The sequence below is a fragment of the Bradyrhizobium sp. genome, from assembly GCF_050014615.1.
Lineage (GTDB): Bacteria > Pseudomonadota > Alphaproteobacteria > Rhizobiales > Xanthobacteraceae > Bradyrhizobium.
Window position 1 is genome coordinate 26,035 of record NZ_JBEKCZ010000018.1, and the last position, 21,604, is coordinate 47,638.

At 61.6% G+C, this 21,604-nt stretch carries 16 protein-coding genes; 7 read left to right on the forward strand and 9 right to left on the reverse strand.

What is annotated here, in order from left to right; all coding sequences use genetic code 11:
- Window positions 1-7: 7 nt before the first annotated feature.
- Window positions 8-763: an ABC transporter permease gene (locus tag ABR948_RS05060; RefSeq protein WP_428114351.1), complete on the forward strand. Its 756-nt coding sequence runs from the start codon at window positions 8-10 to the stop codon at window positions 761-763.
- An 11-nt stretch (window positions 764-774) separates the two neighbouring features.
- Complete coding sequence (locus ABR948_RS05065) at window positions 775-2,184, forward strand: amidase (protein WP_428114352.1); 1,410 nt, start codon at window positions 775-777, stop codon at window positions 2,182-2,184.
- Here the strand turns inward: ABR948_RS05065 and ABR948_RS05070 are convergent.
- From ABR948_RS05070 to ABR948_RS05085, 4 genes are read right to left on the reverse strand one after another with little or no spacing between them, the layout of a single operon-like run.
- The gene (locus ABR948_RS05070; protein WP_428114353.1) at window positions 2,175-3,035 is read right to left on the reverse strand and encodes an SDR family oxidoreductase; all 861 of its coding nucleotides are present in this window, start codon (window positions 3,033-3,035) and stop codon (window positions 2,175-2,177) included. The two genes, ABR948_RS05065 and ABR948_RS05070, sit on opposite strands and share 10 nt — an antisense overlap.
- Entirely contained in the window at window positions 3,032-5,374 is a 2,343-nt protein-coding gene (locus tag ABR948_RS05075; RefSeq protein ID WP_428114354.1) for a molybdopterin cofactor-binding domain-containing protein, read from the reverse strand. The genes ABR948_RS05070 and ABR948_RS05075 overlap by 4 nt, the downstream gene beginning before the upstream one ends.
- A gap of 5 nt (window positions 5,375-5,379) precedes the next feature.
- Window positions 5,380-5,862 (reverse strand): (2Fe-2S)-binding protein, encoded by a 483-nt coding sequence (locus ABR948_RS05080; protein WP_428114355.1) that lies wholly within the window; start codon window positions 5,860-5,862, stop codon window positions 5,380-5,382.
- On the reverse strand, window positions 5,852-6,730 hold the full coding sequence (locus ABR948_RS05085; RefSeq protein WP_428114356.1) for an FAD binding domain-containing protein: 879 nt from the start codon (window positions 6,728-6,730) through the stop codon (window positions 5,852-5,854). The genes ABR948_RS05080 and ABR948_RS05085 overlap by 11 nt, the downstream gene beginning before the upstream one ends.
- 330 nt (window positions 6,731-7,060) lie before the next feature.
- Between ABR948_RS05085 and ABR948_RS05090 the strand changes: the two genes are divergently transcribed.
- The 5 genes from ABR948_RS05090 to ABR948_RS05110 all read left to right on the forward strand — a co-directional run bounded on the left by ABR948_RS05090 (window position 7,061) and on the right by ABR948_RS05110 (window position 11,311).
- Window positions 7,061-7,885: an ABC transporter ATP-binding protein gene (locus ABR948_RS05090; RefSeq protein WP_428114371.1), complete on the forward strand. Its 825-nt coding sequence runs from the start codon at window positions 7,061-7,063 to the stop codon at window positions 7,883-7,885.
- Window positions 7,875-8,801, forward strand: coding sequence for an ABC transporter permease (locus ABR948_RS05095; RefSeq protein ID WP_428114357.1), 927 nt, complete (start codon window positions 7,875-7,877; stop codon window positions 8,799-8,801). The genes ABR948_RS05090 and ABR948_RS05095 overlap by 11 nt, the downstream gene beginning before the upstream one ends.
- Window positions 8,802-8,845: 44 nt before the next feature.
- Window positions 8,846-9,922: an ABC transporter permease gene (locus ABR948_RS05100; protein ID WP_428114372.1), complete on the forward strand. Its 1,077-nt coding sequence runs from the start codon at window positions 8,846-8,848 to the stop codon at window positions 9,920-9,922.
- Between the two features lie 32 nt (window positions 9,923-9,954).
- Complete coding sequence (locus ABR948_RS05105) at window positions 9,955-10,941, forward strand: ABC transporter substrate-binding protein (protein ID WP_428114358.1); 987 nt, start codon at window positions 9,955-9,957, stop codon at window positions 10,939-10,941.
- 148 nt (window positions 10,942-11,089) lie between these two features.
- On the forward strand, window positions 11,090-11,311 hold the full coding sequence (locus ABR948_RS05110) for a hypothetical protein (protein WP_428114359.1): 222 nt from the start codon (window positions 11,090-11,092) through the stop codon (window positions 11,309-11,311).
- Window positions 11,312-11,374: 63 nt separating this feature from the next.
- On the opposite strand, the gene ABR948_RS05115 is transcribed toward ABR948_RS05110, so the two are convergent.
- The 5 genes from ABR948_RS05115 to ABR948_RS05135 all read right to left on the reverse strand — a co-directional run bounded on the left by ABR948_RS05115 (window position 11,375) and on the right by ABR948_RS05135 (window position 21,423).
- Window positions 11,375-12,817: an efflux transporter outer membrane subunit gene (locus ABR948_RS05115; protein WP_428114360.1), complete on the reverse strand. Its 1,443-nt coding sequence runs from the start codon at window positions 12,815-12,817 to the stop codon at window positions 11,375-11,377.
- A gap of 188 nt (window positions 12,818-13,005) precedes the next feature.
- On the reverse strand, window positions 13,006-16,296 hold the full coding sequence (locus ABR948_RS05120) for an efflux RND transporter permease subunit (RefSeq protein ID WP_428114361.1): 3,291 nt from the start codon (window positions 16,294-16,296) through the stop codon (window positions 13,006-13,008).
- A 3-nt stretch (window positions 16,297-16,299) separates the two neighbouring features.
- The gene (locus ABR948_RS05125) at window positions 16,300-19,407 is read right to left on the reverse strand and encodes an MdtB/MuxB family multidrug efflux RND transporter permease subunit (protein ID WP_428114362.1); all 3,108 of its coding nucleotides are present in this window, start codon (window positions 19,405-19,407) and stop codon (window positions 16,300-16,302) included.
- Entirely contained in the window at window positions 19,404-20,708 is a 1,305-nt protein-coding gene (locus ABR948_RS05130) for an MdtA/MuxA family multidrug efflux RND transporter periplasmic adaptor subunit (protein WP_428114363.1), read from the reverse strand. The genes ABR948_RS05125 and ABR948_RS05130 overlap by 4 nt, the downstream gene beginning before the upstream one ends.
- A gap of 493 nt (window positions 20,709-21,201) precedes the next feature.
- On the reverse strand, window positions 21,202-21,423 hold the full coding sequence (locus ABR948_RS05135; RefSeq protein ID WP_428114364.1) for a hypothetical protein: 222 nt from the start codon (window positions 21,421-21,423) through the stop codon (window positions 21,202-21,204).
- Between the last annotated feature and the right edge of the window lie 181 nt (window positions 21,424-21,604).

Here is a 21,604-nt window from a genome sequence, read left to right on the forward strand (position 1 = left end):
GAGCGCGATGAAACGCCTGCAGATATTGCTGCCTTTCGTCGGCGTCGCCGTGCTGCTGGCGGTGTGGTCGCTGACGGTCTGGGCCCGGGTGGTCGATCCGGTTCTGCTGCCGTCGCCGATCTCGACCTTCCGCGCGATGTGGATCGGGATGACCAGCGGCAAGCTTGGCGTCGACTTCCTCAAGACCGTCGAACGCACGGTCTATTCCACGGCGATCGCGGCCGTGATCGCGATCCCTCTCGGCATTCTCCTGGGCTCGTCGGAAAAGGTCTATCGTTCGGTCGAATTCCTGATCGATTTCTTCCGGTCGACGCCGGCGTCGGCGATGTTTCCGTTGTTTCTGGTTCTGTTCGGGGTTGGCGATCGCACCAAGATATCGGTGGCGGCCTTCGGCGCGGCGCTGGTGATCCTGTTCAACGTCGCCTATGGCGTGATGAATGCGCGCAAGACGCGAATTCTCGCGGCGCGCGTGATGGGCGCATCCCGGGTCAGGATACTCTGGGACGTGATGCTGCTGGAATCCCTGCCGCAGACCTTCGTGGGCCTGCGCAACGGCGTGTCGCTGGCGCTGGTGATTGTGGTGGTGGCCGAGATGTTCATCGGATCGACCGATGGTCTCGGCCAGCGGGTGTTCGAGGCGCAGCAATTATTTGATATGCCCGATATGTATGCCGCGATTTTCGCTGCCGGCGCGCTCGGCTATGGACTTAATCTCCTGTTCCTCACGATCGAGCGGCGCTTCGTGCACTGGTCGGGCAAATAATGGAATCCGATATGACCGAAAGTCTGAGCCGCAAGACGGCCGTCGAGTTGGCGTCAATGATCGCTGCCAAGACGGTGAGCCCGGTCGAGGTGCTCGACTCCCATCTCGCCACCATCGCGCGCGTCAATCCGAAACTCAATGCCATTGTGACGCTGGTGGCCGATGCGGCGCGCGCCCTGGCCAAAGACGCCGAAGCGGCTGTGATGCGCGGTGACGCGCTGGGGGCGCTGCACGGATTGCCGGTTGCGATCAAGGACGTGACGCCGACCGCCGGCATCCGCACCACCTATGGCTCACCGTTGTTCAAAGACAATGTGCCGACGCAGGATGCCGAGGCGGTGCGGCGCCTGAAGGCGGCCGGCGCCATTGTGCTCGGCAAGACCAATACGCCCGAATTTGCCGCCGGCGCCAATACCTTCAACGAGGTGTTCGGCGTCACCCGAAATCCCTGGAATCCGGCATTGAGCCCGGCGGGTTCTTCCGGCGGATCGGCGGTCGCGGTGGCGACCGGGATGGTCCCGCTGGCGCAGGGAACGGATTTCGGCTGCTCGATCCGGATGCCGGCGTCGTTCTGCGGCATTGTCGGCATCCGGCCGACGCCCGGATTGACGCCGAACCTGCCGATGCCGCTGGCCTGGGACCCCGGCCAGGTTCACGGACCGCTGGCGCGCACCGCCGAGGATGCCGCATTGATGCTGGATGCCATCGTCGGCTTCAGCCTGAAATCACCGATTTCGGTGGCGCCGCCATGGGCCAGCGCCCGAGCCATTGTCGCTGATGCCAATGACGTCAAGGGCCTGCGCATCGCCTATGTTTCCGATATCGCAGGCATCGGCGTCGAGCCGGAGATCGACGATATCTGCCGGAAAACCGCGATGTCGCTGCGCGAAGCCGGCGCCACGGTGGAGGAGATCGTGTTCGATATCTCCGACGGCAAGTCGCCCTACCAGGCGTGGCGTGGACTTTGGATGGTCGGGCAGCAATTCGCCAATCTCGACCATCTGGAAGAATTCGGAGTCAATCTGAAGGGCAACGTCAAGGCGGGCTTCAAGGTGACCCCGCTGGATTTTGCGGCGTCCGAGCAGAAGCGCGCGGAATTGTTCCAGCGCTTTGCAAAGTTCTTCGAACAATATGATTTGTTGATCACGCCACAATCGCCGGTGAAGCAGTTCCCGGTGGAGATGAATTTCCCCACCCTGATCAACGGCAAAAAGCTGGACAACTACACCGACTGGATCGCCGGTTCGTTCCTGATCACGCTGATGAGCCTGCCCGGCGGCAGCGTGCCGGCAGGCCAAACCAGCGACGGATTGCCGGTCGGAATCCAGATCGTCGGCCCGCGTTTCGAAGAGCCGCTGATTCTATCGGTCATGAAGATCGTGCAGCAGACCCATCCCATCGGCTGGCCGCCTCACGCCTGAGCCGCGGCGATCCGTGCGGCAAAGCCGGCGAGCGAGGTCGGCGGGCGCCCGAGCAGCCAGCCGAGCACGTTGGAGTTGCCCTTGAGGCCATCGCGCGCGTAGGCGCGAAACATTTTTGTCAGTGTTTCGCGCGCGTGGTCTTCCATGCCGGCGTTGCGCGCGCGGGTGTCCCAGCTTTCAACGGTTTCGGCCTCCGCGTGAATAGGCTTCTTCAGCGCCCGGCCGAAGGCATCCGCGATCTCGATCTGGCTGAGCGGCGGCGTGCCCACCAGTTCGTAAGTAGCGTGCGAATGGCTGGCGTTTGTCAGCACTATTTCCGCGGCTTTGGCGACATCGTCGAGATCGACCAGACTAAGCCGCGTTTCGATCGGGTAGGGCACGCGATAGATGCCGTCGCGGACCATCCTGTCCCATTCGGCCAGGCTGTTCTGCATGTAGGCCGTGGGCTGCAGGATGGTGATGTCGAGTCTGGAGGCGAGCAGCATTTCCTCGACCCGCAGCTTGCTCCAGTGGTGTGGCATCGCCTCGACCTGCGGGTGCAGCACCGAGTGGTAGACAAGCCGCGCCACGCCGGAACTGGTCGCGGCATCGACCAGCGCCTTCGCAAACGACATTTCGTGCGGACTGACGTTCGGACAGATGTGATAGATCGCCCGTATGCCGTGGGTGGCGCGGGCGAGCGCCTGCGGATCGTCCATCGCGCCGACAACGACGTCACGGGCACCGATCGTCCTCAGGGCCGCTTCATGCGCCGAGCTTCGAACGAATGCGCGTACCGATGCGCTCCGTGTGACAAGGGCCCTTAAAACGGCCTTGCCTGTCTTGCCGCCGGCACCCGTGACCAGGATCATGTGCTGGTGTTCCGGGTAAGTTCGAACAGGCGGCTTGGGCTGAGCGGAATTTCGAGCAAGTCGACGCCGCGGCGTCCCAGATCGAGCGCGTCCTCGATCGCCTGCGCGAACAATGGCCCGACCGGGATAGCGCCGGCTTCGCCGGCGCCCTTGATGCCCATCGGATTGAGCGGCGATGGAGTCACGGTGTGGCCGAGTTCGATGCGGGGAACCTCTAGCGCGGTCGGCAACAGATAATCCGCCAGTGATGCGTTCAGGAGTTGCCCCTGATCGTCGAATACCAGTTTCTCGTAGAACGCGTTGCCGATCCCTTGCGCGACGCCGCCGTGAATCTGGCCGGCCAGAATCATCGGGTTGATCACCGTGCCGCAGTCATGCACCACGACATATTTCAGGACCTTCAGATCGAAGGTGCGCGGATCCATTTCGACGATCATGGCATGGACGCCATTGGCCGTCGCTCCCATCGGGGGGCCGAAATACTGCGTCGATTCCAGCCCCGGTTCGGTGCCGGGCTGGACCGCCCCGCGCATCGGATTGGCCTGGTTGGCGAGATCGCCGAGCCTGACGAATTTTTCGGGAATGCCGACGATCGAGACTTTGCCGTCCTCAAGCACGAGGTCTTCCTCGGCGCACTCAAACAGATCGCTGGCAAGCTTCAGAGCCTTCTTGCGCACGACCTTTGAGGCCTCATTGACCGCATTGCCGGCGACCACCGCGCCGCGGCTGGCAAAGGTGCCGGCGCCCCAATAGAACTGATCGGTATCGCCGGTCACGACGTCGACATCGGTGACGGCGACCCCCAGCTGATCAGCGGCAATCTGGGCGAAAACAGTGAAGTGTCCCTGTCCCTGGGTTCCGATCCCGGTCGCGACGCTGACCTTGCCGTTCGATTGCACCTGAACCTTGGCCCCCTCGTAAGGACCGATCCCGGTGCCTTCGACATAACAGGCCACGCCGATGCCGAGATGGCGGCCCTCTTGGCGCGCCGCGGCCTGCTGCGCCTTGAAAGTCTTGTACCCGATCGCTTCCAGCGCCATGTCGAGCACCGGCTCGTAATTGCCGCTGTCATATTCGAGCGGCTGGAAATCCTGATAGATGATTTCGTTCTTGTAGGGGAACGCATCGGCCGGAATCAGATTCCGCCGCCGGATCTCGGCACGGTCGATGTTCAATTCATGCGCTGCGAAATCCAGCAAACGCTCCATGACGAATACGCCGTGCTGGCGTCCGGCGCCGCGATACGGCGTGACAATCGTCAGATTGGTGAACACCTGGGTGAAGGTGCTGTCGTAGTTCGGCACGACATAGGGGCCGAGCAGGGTGCACTGGCTGTTGATCGGCACCGTCAGCCCATACGGATCGTAGGCGCCGCCGTCGTGCAGGAACACGTCCTTGATGCCGAGGATCCGGCCATCGCTGCTGAGCGCCATCTCGGCATCGTGAATCTGCCCGCGCTCGTGGGTGGTGGCGAAGAAATGCTCCAGCCGGTCTTCGATCCATTTGACCGGCCGGTTCAGCTTTATCGATACCCAGGGCAGCAGTACTTCCTCGGGATAGAACATCATGATCTTCGGCCCGAAGCCGCCGCCGACGAATGGCGCGATGACACGGACCTGACGCTCGTTGAGCCCGAGCATGGCGGCGAGGCCGTTGCGGACGAACACCGGAGCCTGGGTGGTATCCCAGATCGTCATCTGGTTGGCGCGCGCATCCCACTGCGCCACCACGCCGCGGGTTTCGATCGGCGATGAAATGCCGTGTTCATACCGGAAACGGCGTTTGATGATACGATCGGCCTTGGCCGCCGCCGCGGCATAATTGCCCTTGGTCTGCCGGACATGAGCCGACACGTTGGAGCCGACGTCGTCGTGAACCAGCGCCGATCCGGCGCGGAGCCCCTGTTCCAGATCGACCACGGCCGGGAGCTGTTCGAGTTCGACGTCGATATCGTCGAGCGCGTCCTCGGCGAGATAGCGGCTCTCCGCGATCACGATGGCCAGGGGTTCGCCGACATGGCGGACTTTGCCCTTGGCGAGCGGAACCTGGGTTCGCTGGTTGAAGACGATGCCGGCAATCGGAGGCGGCGGCACCAGCAGAGGACCAGGCTTCCAGTATTCGCCGAGATCGTCGGCGACATAGGCGGCGACCACACCGGGGCGCTGTCGCGCCTTCGAAACGTCGATCTTCAGGATTCGCGCATGCGCAACCTGGCTGCGCAGGAACGCGACATGCAGCATTCCCGGCAATTCGACGTCGTCGATGAACAGGGCCCGGCCGGTGAGAAGCCGGCGGTCCTCGTTGCGTTTGATTGGTTCGCCGAATGTGCGGGTAGACATTCTCCCTAGCCCCGCATCCGTGCCGCCGCCGCCATCACGGCGTCGACGATATTCTGATATCCGGTGCAGCGGCACAGATTTCCCGAAAGCGCTTCGCGTACCTCGTCTTCGCTGGGCGTGAGGTTTTCATCGAGAAAGGCCGTCATGGTCATGAGAATGCCGGGCGTACAGTAGCCGCATTGCAGGCCGTGATGATCGTGCATTGCCTGCTGCAGCGGATGGTAGGTGCCGTCCTTGGTCGCGAGGCCCTCGATGGTCGAGATTTCATGGTTCTCGGCTTGCACGGCAAGCATCAGGCATGAGCGCACCGGCTCGCCGTCGAGCAGGACGGTACAGGCGCCACACACGCCATGTTCGCAACCGACGTGAGTGCCGGCGAGCGCCAGATCGTGACGAAGGAAGTCGCTCAGCAGCAGGCGCGATTCGACGCGGCGCCGGTAACGCACGCCATTGACCGATACCGAAATTTCGTGATCGTCACTTTCCATGGCGCGCCCGCTGGTGAGCTGTCTGCAGTGCCCGCTCGGTGAGCACACCTGCAACATGGCGCTGATAATCCGCCGTGGCGTGAACGCTGCCGCCCGGATCGATCATCGCCTGCACGGATGCGGCGACATCGCAGATCGCTGCTTCGGTCGGAGCCCGCCCGATGAGAGGATCGGCCGCCGAACTTGCATCGACGGGAGTTTCGCCCACGCCGCAAAACGTCAAACGGACGTGGGTGCATTCGTCCTGCTCGCTTAGGGTCATCATGGCGGCCACGCCCGCGATCGCGAAATCGCCGCGCCGGCGCGCGATCTCCATGAAGCAGGAGCCGGTGCGCGGTTTCGACAATGGCAACTCGACTTCGACAAGCATTTCATCGGGCTGAAGATCGGTGGTGAGGGCGCCTAAGAAAAAATCCGACGACTCGACCCAGCGCTCCTGCGTGGCAGTCTGAATGCGGAACCGGGCACCAAGAGCAACCATGATGGCCGGAAGCTCCGAGGCCGGGTCGGCGTGCGAAAGATTTCCCCCGATCGTTCCGCGGTTGCGGATCTGCGGGTGCGCGATGTGTGGCAACGCTTCGGCGATCAGGGGAAACATCTGCGCAAAGCCGGAATCGCGTTCCAGGGTGCGATAGCGGGTCAGCGCACCGATGCGCGCACCGCTGGCATCGCATGGCCGGATGACGCCGAGGCCTTCGATCCGATTGAGGTCGATCAGAATGGCCGGCTGAGCCAGGCGAAAATTCATCGTTGGCATCAGGCTTTGTCCGCCGGCCAGAAATTTCGCGTCATCGCCGTATTCGCCCTTGAGCGAGAGCGCGTGCTCGAGCGAGGTGGCGGCGATATATTTGAAGGGAGCAGGCTTCATGGCGCTCGCGTGCGGGCAATCAAAAATGCGGTCCTGCGCGACAGGCAAGAAGCCGTCCTCAAAGTATGAGGCGAGCTCCCGCGCAAGTCAAAAACCGAGCGGTTTTCTGGCTATCTGAAAATCCGATAAGGGTATGTTTGGCCCCGATGGTTGTTCTTGCCCATTAATATCTCCGCATGCGCAAACATTGAGCGCGCCATTTGCAACGGTGTTTGCCAGTATTTGGCTATGGGGCTGCGAATGTCGAAAGCATTGAAGCTGGATCATCTGGACGTTACGCTACGTCCGGACGTGCGAGAATCGTCTGTCGCCTCGATCGAGCCGGTGCGTATGAACAACACAGCGGAAGTCAGTACAGAATCGATTCCGGCACCGCAGCGCCTGGCGGTGGATGTTCGCAATGTTTCGCTGACGTTTGAAACCGCCGACGGCAAGGTCGATGCGTTATCGAATGTCAGTTTGCAGATCGCGGACGGCGAATTCGTTTCCTTCATCGGCCCCTCCGGCTGCGGCAAAACCACGATGCTGCGGGTGATTGCCGATCTCCAGCAGCCGACGGCCGGCACGCTGCTCGTCAACGGCATGACTGCCGAGCAGGCGCGGCTCGAACGCAGATACGGCTACGTGTTCCAGGCGCCCGCGTTGTTCCCGTGGCGCACGATCGAGAAGAACCTGAAGCTGCCGCTGGAGATCATGGGTTTTTCCGATAGCGAGCAGCGGCAGCGCGCGGCGCGCTATCTGGCGCTGGTCAACCTCACCGGTTTCGAGCGCAAATTCCCCTGGCAATTGTCCGGCGGCATGCAGCAACGGGTATCGATCGCCCGCGCGTTGTCATTCGATCCCGAACTGCTGCTGATGGATGAGCCGTTCGGCGCGCTCGACGAGATTGTCCGCGATCATCTCAATGAGCAGTTGCTGCAATTGTGGGACAAGACCGGAAAGACGGTCCTGTTTGTGACCCACTCGATTCCCGAGGCGGTGTTCCTGTCCACCAAGATCGTGGTGATGTCGCCGCGGCCGGGACGGATCATCGATATCATCGATTGCAACTTTCCGCGTGTTCGCACCCTGGAGATTCGCGAGACGCCGGAGTTCCTGAAGATCGCGCAGCGCGTGCGCGTCGGTCTTCGGGCGGGGCACTCCTATGACGAATAGCGCGCTCGCTCTGCCAGCGTCAGGCACCGGCTCGCTGCGGCAACATCCGCTGGTGGAGCGTTACGCGCCGATCGTAACGATTGTGCTGGCGTTGATTGCGATCTGGTACGTCGGGGCCGTCCTGATGAACCTTTCGCTGGTGCGCGACGGGTTTGAGCGGGAAGAGACACCGTACACGATATCCGACCTGATTGATGGCACCATGAGCGCGGAGCGGCCGCTGCTGCCGGCGCCGCATCAGGTGATCAACGCCTTTGTCGATTCGGTGTTCGGCTACGCACCGAACGCGCCGCGCAGCCTGGTCTATCATTCGGTCGTAACGCTCTCGGCGACGCTGCTTGGTTTCTTGATGGGCGCGCTGCTGGGTATCGGTCTGGCGCTGATGATCGTGCACAGCCGCGTGCTGGAGAAAAGCCTGCTGCCCTGGATCATCTGTTCGCAAATGGTGCCGATCCTGGCGCTGGCGCCGATCTTCGTCGTGGTGCTCGGCGCGATCGGCCTGCAGGGTCTGCTGCCGAAGTCGATCATCTCGGCCTATCTGTGCTTTTTCCCGATCACGATCGGAATGGTGAAGGGTTTCACCGCGCCGGATCCGATGCAGCTCGATCTGATGCGCACCTGGTCGGCGACACCCCGACAGGTACTGTCGAAGCTGCGCTGGCCCGCCGCCGTTCCCTATCTTTTCGCCAGCCTGAAGGTCGCGATTACAATTTCGCTGATCGGTGCTATCGTGGCCGAACTGCCGACCGGCGCCGAGGCCGGTATCGGCGCGCGGCTGCTGGCCGGTTCGTATTACGGCCAGACGATCCAGATATGGGCGGCGCTGCTGGCAGCAGCGATCCTCGCCTCGGGCCTGATTGGACTGGTGGACCTGACCGAGCGCGGCGTCGCGCGGCAAATGGGGACGCGGCCTTGAACCCACGCAGGCGCAGATTGGGCTTTATTGTCGCCGCGGCGGCCATGCTGCTGGCGCTGGTCCTGCCGCTTTCCAGCGAGGTGGTCACCACTTTGTCGGCGCGGCCGAACTTGTTGGCAATTGCGCTGGTCGCGGCGCTGCTGTTCGCCGCGGCGGCATGGATCGGCGGGGCGTGGGCGACCGCGCTCGGCTTTGCCGGCGTGCTCTGCGCGGCGATCACCACGCTGGCCTTGTTGCGCGACCCTGATATCGGCGGTTCGGCGGCGATCGGCTTTTGGGTGATGGTGCTCGCGGCCTGGCTTGGCGCGGCGCTTTGCGTGGTTGAGCTTGCTTCGATGCGGCCGCGCGACGGCGCTTCGCGCCGCCTGCTCAATCTTGCAATTCCCCTGCTGTTCGGGGCGGTGGTGTTCTATCTCTGGGAAGTGCTGGTGCGCGGCTTCGGCGTACCCTCGGTGATCTTGCCGTCCCCGAGTGCAGCGGCCGCGCGGTTCGCATCATCGTTGCCGACGCTCGGACAGGATTTCGTGCAGACCTTCATTCGCGGCGTATTGATCGGCTATGCCATCGGCTGCGGCGCCGGCCTGCTGGTCGCGATCGTCGCGCAGCGTTTCGCCTTTCTGGGGCGCGGATTGCTTCCGCTCGGTAATTTCTTTTCAGCACTGCCGCTGGTCGGTGTGGCCCCGATCATGGTGATGTGGTTCGGCTTCGACTGGCCATCGAAGGCCGCTGTCGTGGCGCTCGTGACATTCTTCCCGATGCTGGTGAACACGCTCGCGGGATTATCCGCATCCGGACATATGGAGCGCGACCTGATGCGATCCTATGGCGCGGACCATCGGCAGACGCTGACCAAGCTCTATTTGCCGGCGGCGTTGCCATTTATTTTCAACGCCTTGAAGATCAACGCCACGCTGGCGCTGATCGGCGCGATCGTCGCCGAATTCTTCGGTACGCCGACGCAAGGCATAGGTTTTCGCATCTCAACGGAGGCGGGGCGAATGGCGATCGATATGGTGTGGGCGGAAATCGCTCTCGCCGCGATCGCTGGAATGGCCTTCTACGGACTTGTCGCGCTCGCCGAGCGCGCGACCACTTTCTGGCATCCATCCTATCGAACCTGACTCGGCGGGTTCTTAAAGCTTCGGAGTATCGAATGAAGAACATAGTAGCAATCGCAGCAGGCGTAACGATGGGATTGTCGTTGGCGACTGCGCAAGCGGCGGACACCGTCACCATCCAGCTGAAATGGGTCGCGCAAGCCCAGTTCGCCGGTTATTTTGTGGCCAAGGAAAAGGGCTTCTACAAGGACGCCGGCCTTGACGTCACGATCAAGGCGGGTGGTCCCGACGTGGCACCTCCGCAGGTGATCGCCGGCGGCGGCGCCGATGTGGTGGTCGACTGGATGCCGTCGGCACTGGCGTCGCGCGAAAAGGGCGTGCCGCTGGTCAACATCTCGCAGACGTTCAAGAAGTCCGGCCTGATGCTGACCTGCCGCGCCGATACCGGCATCAAGAAGCCGACCGATTTCAAGGGCAAGACCATCGGGATCTGGTACGGCGGCAACGAGTATCCGTTCCTGTCCTGGATGTCGAAGCTGGGCTACAAGACCGATGGTTCGGCGGGCGGTATCAAGATCATCAAGCAGGGCTTCAACGTCGATCCGATCCTGCAGAAGCAGGCCGACTGCGTCTCGACGATGTCCTACAACGAGTATTGGCAGGTGATCGACGGCGGCTACAAGCCGAGCCAGCTTGTGGTCTTCAAATATGAAGACGAGGGCGTAGCCACGCTCGAGGACGGTCTCTGGGTGCTGGAAAAGAACCTCAAGGATCCGGCGTTCGTGACCAAGATGGCGAAATTCGTCAAGGCTTCGATGAAGGGCTGGGACTACGCCAAGAGCCATCCGGATGAAGCCGTGAAGATCATCCTGGCCGGGGACTCGACCGGTGCGAAAACCGAAAAGGACCAGAAGCGGATGATGACCGAAATCGCCAAGCTGCTCGGCGCAGCGGACGGCAAGCTGGACGTCAAGGATTACGACCGCACCGTTGCCGAGTTGATGGCGGGCGGATCCGATCCCGTCATTACCAAAAAGCCGGAAGGCGCCTACTCGTTCGCCGTCTACGATGCGATGAAATAATCCGGGACTAAACAACGGATGCCAAGCGGGCGGCCGGCTGAGTTCGGCCGCCCATCAGTTGACAAGAGTAGTTATCGAGCGTTGCGCGGACTTCATAAAAATCTCCGATCGGGAGCGAACCGCCGCAGCATTGGCGGTTAGAGTGAGTATGCATCCCGACAATCGAAGCAGAACTTATTTTGTCGTCGTAAGCCGCCGTGGCGATGGCGCCAATCCCTTTGGCTGGGAGATCCAGCGCCGTAAAGAAGCCATGGGCGTCAAGATTTCCGGCGACGGTTATCGCTCTCATCGGGCGGCCCAGGAAGCTGGAAGCAGCGCACTGGACAGATTCTTGAACGATCTATCCAAAGAGGCCGAGGCGGGCCGCTGATCGGTCGCGGCGGTCATCGCGCGATCCCCCGGAGAAGCCCGCACTCGGGAGCCTCAGGCGATCCTACGGCTGCGGTGAAGGCGGTGAGGACGGTTCCAGTGACGACAGCTGCCCGTTCGGATTCCATCCGCCGCCCAGGGCCTGGAACAGGCTGCTGGCGGCGAGCAGCTTGGTCAACCGCACTTGCGCCAACGTGTTCTCGTTGGTGAGGAGCGTCTGCTGGGTCTGCAGCACCGTGATGAGATTGACCGTGCCGGCCCGCAACTGGGTTTCGGATACCTCGAAAGCCTTGCGGGAATCGGTCACGGCCTGGGCCTGGAGGCGCTCCTGCAGGGTGGATTGCGAAAGCGCCACGAGGGCCTTCTCGACGTCGGCGAACGCCGACAGCACCGCCTTGCGATAAGCCTGCAGATATTGCAGCTGCAAACCTTTCGCCTGCTTCAGCTGGCTCTCCAGCAGGAAGCCGTCGAAGATCGGCTGCGTCAGCCCGGCGGCCAGGGTGTAAAACCAGGCGCCCGGTCCGAACAGCGATGCGAGGGCAGCGCTCTGGACACCGGTTGTGGCGGTCAACTGGATCTGCGGGAAGAACGCGGCGCGCGCCGATTCGACGCTGAAATTGGACGAAGCCAACTGGGCCTCGGCCTGACGGATGTCGGGTCGTTGGTTCAGCAGTTCCGAGGGCATGCCCGGCGTGACGCGCGGAATCACGATCTGCGTCATCGTGCCGCCGTGCACCGTGAAATTCGCCGGAGCTCGCGCGACCAGCAGCGCGAGGGCGGCGATATTCTGCCTCAGCGTGATTTCAAGCGGCGGAATGGCCGCGCGTTCGGTCGACACCAGCGCTTCCTGTTGCGACAGGTCGAGTTGCGACGCCGTGCCGCCGTTAAATTGCTGTTTGATGAGCACGAGAATGCGCTCAGCGGCGGCGAGATTCCGGCGTGCCACCCTTAGCTCGTCCTGGGCGGCGAGAACCTGGAAATAGGTGTTGGCGACGGTCACGATCGTTGTGAGCGCCACGACTTCGCGATTGTATCGGGCCGCGGTCGCACTTTCTTCGGCGGCATAAAGCGTGGCGCGGTTCTTGCCCCAGAAATCGACCATGTAACTTGCAGTAAGGCCCAGACTGTATTGCGAGAACGTCGTCGGCCCGCCGGCCCCACCGGCGCTGGCGGTGGAGACGTGCTCACGCTCGGCTGTGCCGTTCCCGGTAATCGACGGCAGCAAGGGGGCGCCCGATACCCCCACCTGGGCGTCGGCCTGGACGATCTGGGCAATCGCCACGGCGATATCGAGATTGTAGACTTGCGAGGCTTCCATCAGCGAAGTCAGTTCGCGGGACTGGAAGCCGCGCCACCAATCCAGTGCTGGAAGCGAGGCGTCAGGCGCACTGCGGCCGCCTTCGCGATACGCCGCCGGCATATCAAGGTTGAGTTCGGGTTTTTCGGTTCCGAGGATACAGCCCGACAGGGCCGGGCTGAGCAGAAGGGCAGAGAGGGCGGAAGCCATCCGCATCTTGCCGGCAAATCTTGCGATGTAGGGGGTTGGCGTATTCCCGGACGCCCGGTCGCGGCGCGACCCCAATTGTGCTCTGGCGGCTCGCAGGACAGATGCCGTCCCGAATCCGAGATGGCGCAGGGCTTGTTCGAGAGCTTGGCCGATCATTGGTTTTACTGTTGACATGTTACTATCGACATTCATTCGCCCGGTTGCAGCGTCGTATCGGGCGCGAGTGGTGCTGTGCCGCCGTCCCGGAGACGTTGGCCCCAGGATCGGAACCGATCCATATACAGGTAGATGACCGGCGTTGAATAGAGCGTCAGGATCTGACTGAGGATAAGACCCCCAACAATCGCAATACCCAGCGGCTGCCGAAGTTCACCGCCATCGCCCAGGCCGATGGCGAGGGGCAGGGCGCCAAGCAGGGCGGCCATGGTCGTCATCATGATCGGCCGGAAGCGGAGCAGGCAGGCCTCGTAGATCGCGTCAAGCGGACTGAGCCCGCGCCTTCGTTCTGCGTCGAGCGCAAAATCAATCATCATGATTGCATTCTTCTTGACAATGCCGATCAGCAGAATGACGCCGATCAGCGCCATGATACTGAATTCAGTCTTGAACGCCATCAGGGCCAGAAGCGCGCCCACGCCGGCGGAAGGCAATGTGGACAGGATCGTCAGCGGATGAACGTAGCTTTCATACAGGACGCCGAGCACGATGTAGATTGTGACCAGGGCGGCCAGGATGAGAAAGGGCTGATTGCTGAGCGAATCCTGAAAGGCCTTCGCCGTGCCCTGGAACGTGCCGCGAATGGTCGCGGGCACGCCGATCCGGTTCATGGCGGCCTCGATCGAGGTGACGGCCGTGCTGAGCGATACATTGGCCGGCAGGTTGAACGAAATGGTGGTAGCGACCAGCAGGCCCTGATGATTGACTGCCAGTGGTGTCGCGCCTTGCGTAAAACGCGCAACGGCGGACAGCGGAATCATGGTTTCCTGGCTTGTGCTGACCGCGGAACCGGTGGAGGCCACGCCCTTGCCGGTGGCGCCGATCGAGTTGGTTGCGAGATTTCGGGCGGCCTGGGCATTGGCCGAATTGACCGAGGCCGAGGTTCCGGTCGCAACGACGGTTCCCGCCACCGCATTTGTCGCCTGTGATCCGCCGACCGAGCCGCCGGATGTGCTGACATAGACATCCTTCAGCGTCTCCGGATTTTGCCAATATTGCGGCGCCACTTCCATGATCACATGATACTGGTTGCGGGCGACATAGATGGTCGACACCTGGCGCTGGCCGAACGCGTCATAGAGGGTATTGTCGATCTGGCTGACGGTGATCCCTAATTGAGCGGCAGCGTCCCGGTCGATCACGAGGTCGGACTCGAGCCCCTTGTTTTGCTGGTCGCTGTTGACGTCGGTGAGATTAGGATCGGTCTGCAGCGCCGCCGCGATCTTCGGCGACCATTCGTTGAGTTCCTCCAGCGTCGGGGCCTGTAAAGTGAACTGATATTGCGCATTGCTGGCGCGGCCGCCAACGCGGATATCTTGAACCGCCTGCAGAAACAGGGTTGCTCCCGGAACAATCGCCATCTCGCGCCGCAGCCGCGCAATGACGCCATCCGCCGAGATGTGACGCTCGTCGAGCGGCTTCAGTGAAACGAACATGAAACCCGAATTGGTTTGACCTCCGCCAGTGAACCCAACGACGGCTTCCACTGCGGGATCGTTCTTGATGATGGTGACGAATTGCGTGAGCTTCTGCTGCATCAGCTGAAATGAAATGCTCTGATCCGCCTGGATCGAACCGACGAGCCGCCCGGTATCCTGCTGCGGGAAAAAGCCCTTCGGGATGACGTTGTACAGGTGGAAGTTGAGCCACAGCACCGCGCCGAAAATCAACATCATCGATGCCGGATGCTGAAGCGCGACGGTCAGGGTCCGCCGATAGGCGTTCAGCATGGCATCGAAGAAGCGTTCGCTGACGCGATAAAGCCGTCCATGTCCCTCGTTGGAATGGTTGCGCAGCAGCACGGCGCACATCATCGGCGTGGTCGCCAGTGAAATCGCAAGCGAGATCATGATCGATATCGAGATCGTCATCGCAAATTCGCGGAACAAGCGGCCGACAATGCCGCCCATCAGCAGAATGGGAATGAACACGGCGATCAGGGAGATGCTCATCGAAAGCACGGTGAAGCCGACCTCGTTGGCTCCCTTGAGCGACGCTTCCAGCGGCGTCATCCCGTTTTCGATGTAACGGGTGATGTTCTCGAGAACGACGATGGCATCGTCGACCACGAATCCGGTCGCAACCGTGAGCGCCATCAGCGACAGATTGTCGAGGCTGTAGCCCATCAGATACATGGCGGCGAATGTCGCGATCAACGATACCGATACCGCCACAACCGGTATCAGCGTCGCGCGAAGGTTTCGCAGGAAGGCAAAAACCACGACGATCACCAGCAGTACCGCGAGGATCAGGGTCCGCTCGACGTCGCGCAACGATGTGCGAATGGTGGTCGAACGGTCGACCGCCAGTCCGATGTCGATGGCCGGCGAAATCGACGCCCTCAGCTGGGGTATCAGCCCCTTCACCAGATCGACGGTACTGATGATGTTGGCGCCCGGCTGCCTGTAGAGAATGATCAGGACGGCTGGTTTGCCGTTCGCGAGACCTGCGTTACGGAGATTCTCGACCGAGTCGGTCACGTCACCGACGTCGGAGAGATGAACCGGCGCGCCATTTCGGTAGGCCAGGATCAGGGATTTGTAGTCGTCGGCCTTGTTGGCCTGGTCATTGGCATAGATCTGAAAACGCTGGTCCTCGACGTCGATCCCGCCCTTCGGGCTGTGCGCATTGGCGCTGGCTATTGCAGCCCGCACGTCCTCAAGACCGACGCCATACTTGTATAGCGCCTGCGGAATGAGTTCGGCCCGTACCGCAGGCAGCGAACTGCCGCCGACAACAACCTCGCCGATCCCCTCGACCTGCGACAGCTTCTGCGCCAGCACAGTCGATGCCGCGTCATACAGATCGCCGCGGGTCATGGTGTCGGAGGTCAAGGTCAGGATCAGGATCGGAGCGTCGGCGGGATTGACCTTGCGATAGGTCGGATTGGATCGCAGGCTGGTCGGAAGGTCGGCGCGTGCCGCATTGATGGCCGCCTGCACATCGCGCGCCGCGCCGTTGATGTCGCGGTTGAGGCCGAACTGCAGGGTGATGCGCACGGCTCCCACCGTGCTCGACGAAGTCATCTCGGTCACGTCGGCGATCTGCCCGAGATGTCGTTCAAGCGGGCTGGCGACGGTCGTCGCGACGTCTTGCGGGCTGCCGCCCGGCAGGGTCGCTTGTACCGAAATGGTCGGAAAGTCGACCTGCGGCAACGGCGAGACCGGCAGCTTGAAAAACGCGACGGCCCCCGCCGCTGCAAGACCGAAGGTGAGCAACGTCGTTGCGATCGGCCGGCGAATGAAGGGGGTTGACGGTCCCATCGCTCAGTTCAATTCGTTCGCTGGGTCGGCATTGCCCGAATGTCCGGCAAACCGTGCCGCCAACCGGTCGAACCAGAGATAGATGACCGGCGTCGTGAACAGGGTCAGCAATTGGCTGACCAGGAGGCCGCCGACGATGGAAATACCAAGAGGGTGCCGCAGTTCGGAACCCGCGCCGGTTCCGATCATGAGCGGCAACGCGCCGAGAACAGCGGCCATCGTGGTCATGAGAATAGGTCGGAATCGCAACAGACAGGCCTGGTAGATCGCTTCCCGCGGCGACTTGCCCTCATGGCGCTCGGCTTCCAGCGCGAAGTCGATCATCATGATCGCGTTCTTTTTCACGATGCCGATCAGAAGGATAATTCCGATGATGGCAACGATGGTGAGATCATCGCCCGCCGCCATCAGCGCCAGCAGCGCGCCAATTCCGGCCGACGGCAGTGTCGAGAGAATGGTGAGGGGATGGATGAAGCTTTCATAGAGCACACCCAGCACGATGTAGACGGTGACGATCGCCGCCAGGATCAGGAAAAGCTGATTTGAAAGCGATGACTGAAACGCCAGTGCCGCGCCCTGAAAACTGCTGATCACGCTGAGCGGCAAGCCGATATCGACCTGCGCCTGCTTGATCGCCGTCACCGCGTCGCCGAGCGCTGCGCCCGGCGCCAGGTTGAACGATACCGTTGCAGCGGGAAACTGCCCGAGATGCGAGACCTGCAGTGGCGCGGTTTCCTCCCGCATCTTGGCCATCACGGCCAGCGGCACGGGGGCAGTGCCGACTGACGATGGCAGATAGATGTCCGACAGCGATTTCAGGGAAGTCTGCAGCGACGGATCGGCCTCGAGGATAACGCGGTACTGGTTGGAGTTGGTAAAGATGGTGGAGACGATACGCTGGCCGTACGAATCGTACAGCGCATTGTCGACCGTCGCGGGTGTGATCCCGAAGCGGGCGGCCTGATCGCGATCGATTTCAACGAAAATCGAAAGTCCTTGATTGGAGATATCACTGGCGACGTCCGCGAGCTGTGGAAGCTGATTGAGTTTGTCGACCAGTTTTGGAGTCCATTCCGCAAGTTGTACCGGATCTGCGTCCTGCAGGATGAATTGGTATTGCGTCCGGCTGACCGTACCCTCGATGGTCAGGTCCTGAACCGGCTGCATATAGAGGGTGATGCCCGTCAGCGACGCCGTGCTGTTCTGGATGCGCCGCATGATGGTGGTTATGTCGGCCTTGCGCTGATCGTGGGCTTTGAGATTGATCAGGATCCGGCCGCTGTTCAGTGTGGTGTTTGTTCCGTCCACACCGATGAACGAAGACAGGCTCTCGACGTCAGGATCCTTGAGGATGAGGCTGGCGAGCTGCTGTTGCCGCTCCGCCATCGCAGCATAGGATACCGACTGCGGCGCCTCGGAGATCGCCTGAATGACGCCGGTGTCCTGAAGCGGAAAGAATCCCTTGGGAATGACGACGTAGAGCACGGCGGTCAGCACGAAGGTGCCGAGGGCAATCAACAGCACGAAAGTTTGACGATCGAGCACCCAATTGAGCGCCTGCCCGTAAACGGCGATGATCCAGTCGAAGCCTTCGCGGCTGTAGCGCTGAAACGCGTTCTCATGGGTCTCCGTCTCGGGCTTGAGCAGCTTGGCGCAGGCCATCGGCACCAGCGTGAGCGAGACCACCGCCGAGATGAGAATGGTGACCGACAGCGTGATGGCGAATTCCCGGAACAGCCGTCCGACGACGTCTCCCATGAACAGGAGAGGAATCAGCACCGCGATCAGCGACACCGTCAGCGAGATAATGGTGAAGCCGATCTGCTCGGAGCCGCGAAGCGCGGCCTGCAGCGGGGTGTCGCCCTCTTCGAGGTAACGGGAGATATTCTCGATGACGACGATGGCGTCGTCGACCACGAAGCCGGTGGCGATGGTCAGGGCCATCAGCGAGAGATTGTTGAGGCTGAAGCCGAACAGATACATGGCGCCGAGCGTGCCGACCAGCGACAGCGGCACCGAGAGGCTCGGGATCAACGTCGCCCGCGCATTGCGCAGGAATACGAAGATCACCAGCACCACCAGGATGACGGCGAGCGTCAGCTCAAATTCCACATCCTGCACCGATGCCCGGATGGTAACGGTGCGGTCGGTCAGGATGTTGAGATCGATCGCGGCCGGCAGCGAAGCCTGCAATTGCGGCAACAGCGTCTTGATGCCCTCGACCACGGCGATGACATTGGCGCCGGGTTGCCGCTGAATATTCAGGATGATGGCCGGTGTCTCGTTCATCCAGGCGCCGAGCTTGTCGTTCTGCGCGCCATCGATGACGTCGCCGACATCGCTGAGCCGAACCGGCGAGCCGTTCTTGTAGGCGACGATCAGTGAACTGTAATCGCTGGCATTCCTGATCTGGTCATTGGCGTTGATGGTGTAGGCACGCATCGACCCGTCGAAGTTTCCCTTCGGCGTGTTGATGTTGGCGTTGCCAAGGGTGGTGCGAAGATCGTCGATGTTCAGTCCGTAGGCGGCGAGTTTGCGAATATCGGCGCGAATGCGGACCGCGGGCCTTTGGCCGCCGCTGATGCTGACGAGCCCGACGCCGGGAAGCTGGGAGATCTTTTGCGCCAGGCGGGTATCTACGAAATCCTCCACCTGCGTCAGCGGCATCGTCTTCGACGTCAATCCCAGCGTCAGGATCGGCGCATCGGCCGGATTGACCTTGGCGTAGATCGGCGGCGCGGGCAGGTCGGCGGGAAGCAGGTTGCCCGCGGCATTGATCGCGGCCTGCACCTCCTGTTCGGCCACATCGAGGGAAATCGTCAGTCCGAATTGCAGGGTGATGACCGATGCTCCGGCCGAACTCACCGAACTCATCTGGTTCAGATTGGGCATTTGCCCGAACTGCACTTCCAGCGGAGCGGTGACAGACGATGTCATCACGTCCGGACTGGCGCCGGGGTAGAAAGTCTGGACCTGGATGGTCGGATAATCCACTTCGGGCAAAGCGGCGACCGGCAGGAACCTGAACGCCAGCATGCCGGACAGTATGATGGCGATCATTAGCAGGGTGGTTGCCACCGGCCGCAGAATGAACGGCTGCGACGGGTTCATTGTTTCTGTCCGTCTTCCGAACGCCGCTTCTTGCCGCCGCCAGATTTATCCGGGTCCGCCGACTTTCCCGGGTCTGCTGACTTTGCGGGGTCTGCCGGCTTGCCGGGGTCGGCCTCGGCTCGCACGTTGATTTTCGCGCCGTCACGCAGCTTGTCGGCGCCGTCGATCACGATACGGTCGCCGGGTGCCAGCCCGGAGATAACCTCCACACGTTCCCCCTCCGTCACGCCAAGCTTGACCGGGCGTACCGAGACGGTGTTGTCGGCATTGACGAGATAGACGAATGTGCCGGGCACGCCGCGCTGAATGCCGGCCGTCGACATCGTCGTGACGCCTTTATGCGTGTCAACCAGCAGCCGGACGTTCACGAACTGGTTCGGGTAAAGAATTTTGTTATCGTTAGCGTATTGCGCCCGTGCCTTGATTGTTCCGGTGGTGGGATCAATCTGGCTGTCGAAGGTCTGCAAGGTACCGTCGGCGATCTTGTTGGTCCCGCTGCGATCATAGGCAGCTGCGGGCAGCAATGCGCCACTCTGCATGCGTTTCAAAACGGTCTGTATGTTGTCTTCCGGCAGCACGAACAACACACTGATCGGTTGCAGCTGCGTGATCACGACGAGACCGTTGGTGTCGCCGGGCGTCACGTAGTTGCCCTGGTCCACCTGACGCAAGCCAACACGGCCGTCCAGCGGCGAGACGATGCGGCAATACTGCAGATTGACCTGGGCGGCCTTGACCGCGGCACGGTCGGCTTCGACCGTGCCTTCATCCTGCGCCACCAGCGCGACTTGTGTATCCAGAGTCTGACGCGGTACCGCATTCTGCGCCGCCAGGCCCTGATAGCGGGTCAGATCGACCTGGGCACCTTTCAGCAGCGCTTCGTCGCGCGCCAAATTGCCGTTCGCCTGGGCCAGCGCAGCCTCGTACGGCCGCGGGTCGATTTCTGCGAGCAGGTCGCCCTTCTTGACATCATCGCCTTCCTTGAAGTCGATCTTCATCAGGTAACCGCTGATCTGGGTCCTGATGGTGACGGTCGCGAGCGAGGTCACCGTGCCGAGGGCGTTGAGGTTGATCCCGATGTCGCCCTTGCCGACTACCTCGGGTACAATTGACATCGGCCCGGAATTGCGCCCGCCACCCGGCTGCGGCGCGCTCGCTTGCCTGCTCCACCAGACGACGCCGGCAACGACCAGCAACGCCAGAATGGTTGTCAGAACCAGCCCTCGGCGCGACCGAGGCTTGGCGGTTTGCGAAGCTCCTATTGAAGGATCTTCCTTTAGGGTTTTTATCGGTTGGTTCATGAACCTGCCATCGGATCGGTGTTGGGCGGTGTCAGCGATGTTCCGCTATTTGTCGTCTGGGCCGCCTCGGAGGTTCTCGGCCCAGCGCATTTGAACGACTCCGCCTGATGTTGTCGCATTAACAATCGGAAAGAATTGCACTTTTCCGTTCAAATGAACATAGCCCGGCAATCAACATTCTATCCGGTTGGTTCGCATGCCGGGGAAGGATCGAAAGCCACATTTGGCTCAGCCTTTGGATATTTTGTACCCATCCGGGGGCCGCTACAAGACCGCGTGGAACTCGGAATCTTGGCTGGCACCGGGGGCGATCCCAATAAGGCCAAGGCGGCTCCATGCCGGAATATCGTGGGCAACGGCCCCAGCCCCATGGCGCCAAAAGAGCGCCTCGATCAGCGTGCGCGTGGCGCGAGATATTTCGGCGGTGCGTACGGTGTGGCGAGAGGGATATCGCGTGGCGTGACCGCAAAGCCGACATTGGACCGGCCGGGCGTCAGGCCGCTACATCCCACAACCTGGATGAACCTCTTATCAGGGCCCTGCGTCCTGTCGGCGTAATCACCGGTAAATTGTCGCTCATCGCCGCGAGGCGGAGTGCGATGAGCTCCGCGAGCACCAATCGATTCAGGTTGGAAAACCCCGACGCCGGGACGCGCAGCGCCTTCAATGTTTCCCATTGATCCGGCGTGAGGTCGTAGTCGATTTCCGTATTCATGCTGCCTCAGAGACACTGGCTGTTTCGCGGCTGTCTTACAAAGGCAGCGTGAACGGGGTGCGACCACAATGCGTCGAGATTTCGATCCGGCGAACAACATTTCTTGAATCGCTGTGCGCTCGAAATATTCGGTAACGCGGCTGTCACATCAACGTGTCAATGGACTGTATCGATCCCCGAA

What these genes read in the sequence shown, in the direction of transcription:
- ABR948_RS05105 (WP_428114358.1), top strand. Translation starts at nt 9,955, where the DNA reads ATGAAGAACATAGTAGCAATCGCAGCAGGCGTAACGATGGGATTGTCG.
- ABR948_RS05110 (WP_428114359.1), top strand. Translation starts at nt 11,090, where the DNA reads ATGCATCCCGACAATCGAAGCAGAACTTATTTTGTCGTCGTAAGCCGC.
- ABR948_RS05060 (WP_428114351.1), top strand. Translation starts at nt 8, where the DNA reads ATGAAACGCCTGCAGATATTGCTGCCTTTCGTCGGCGTCGCCGTGCTG.
- ABR948_RS05080 (WP_428114355.1), bottom strand. Translation starts at nt 5,862, where the DNA reads ATGGAAAGTGACGATCACGAAATTTCGGTATCGGTCAATGGCGTGCGT.
- ABR948_RS05115 (WP_428114360.1), bottom strand. Translation starts at nt 12,817, where the DNA reads ATGGCTTCCGCCCTCTCTGCCCTTCTGCTCAGCCCGGCCCTGTCGGGC.
- ABR948_RS05085 (WP_428114356.1), bottom strand. Translation starts at nt 6,730, where the DNA reads ATGAAGCCTGCTCCCTTCAAATATATCGCCGCCACCTCGCTCGAGCAC.
- ABR948_RS05100 (WP_428114372.1), top strand. Translation starts at nt 8,846, where the DNA reads ATGCTGCTGGCGCTGGTCCTGCCGCTTTCCAGCGAGGTGGTCACCACT.
- ABR948_RS05135 (WP_428114364.1), bottom strand. Translation starts at nt 21,423, where the DNA reads ATGAATACGGAAATCGACTACGACCTCACGCCGGATCAATGGGAAACA.
- ABR948_RS05125 (WP_428114362.1), bottom strand. Translation starts at nt 19,407, where the DNA reads ATGAACCCGTCGCAGCCGTTCATTCTGCGGCCGGTGGCAACCACCCTG.
- ABR948_RS05075 (WP_428114354.1), bottom strand. Translation starts at nt 5,374, where the DNA reads ATGTCTACCCGCACATTCGGCGAACCAATCAAACGCAACGAGGACCGC.
- ABR948_RS05130 (WP_428114363.1), bottom strand. Translation starts at nt 20,708, where the DNA reads ATGAACCAACCGATAAAAACCCTAAAGGAAGATCCTTCAATAGGAGCT.
- ABR948_RS05065 (WP_428114352.1), top strand. Translation starts at nt 775, where the DNA reads ATGACCGAAAGTCTGAGCCGCAAGACGGCCGTCGAGTTGGCGTCAATG.
- ABR948_RS05095 (WP_428114357.1), top strand. Translation starts at nt 7,875, where the DNA reads ATGACGAATAGCGCGCTCGCTCTGCCAGCGTCAGGCACCGGCTCGCTG.
- ABR948_RS05090 (WP_428114371.1), top strand. Translation starts at nt 7,061, where the DNA reads ATGAACAACACAGCGGAAGTCAGTACAGAATCGATTCCGGCACCGCAG.
- ABR948_RS05120 (WP_428114361.1), bottom strand. Translation starts at nt 16,296, where the DNA reads ATGGGACCGTCAACCCCCTTCATTCGCCGGCCGATCGCAACGACGTTG.
- ABR948_RS05070 (WP_428114353.1), bottom strand. Translation starts at nt 3,035, where the DNA reads ATGATCCTGGTCACGGGTGCCGGCGGCAAGACAGGCAAGGCCGTTTTA.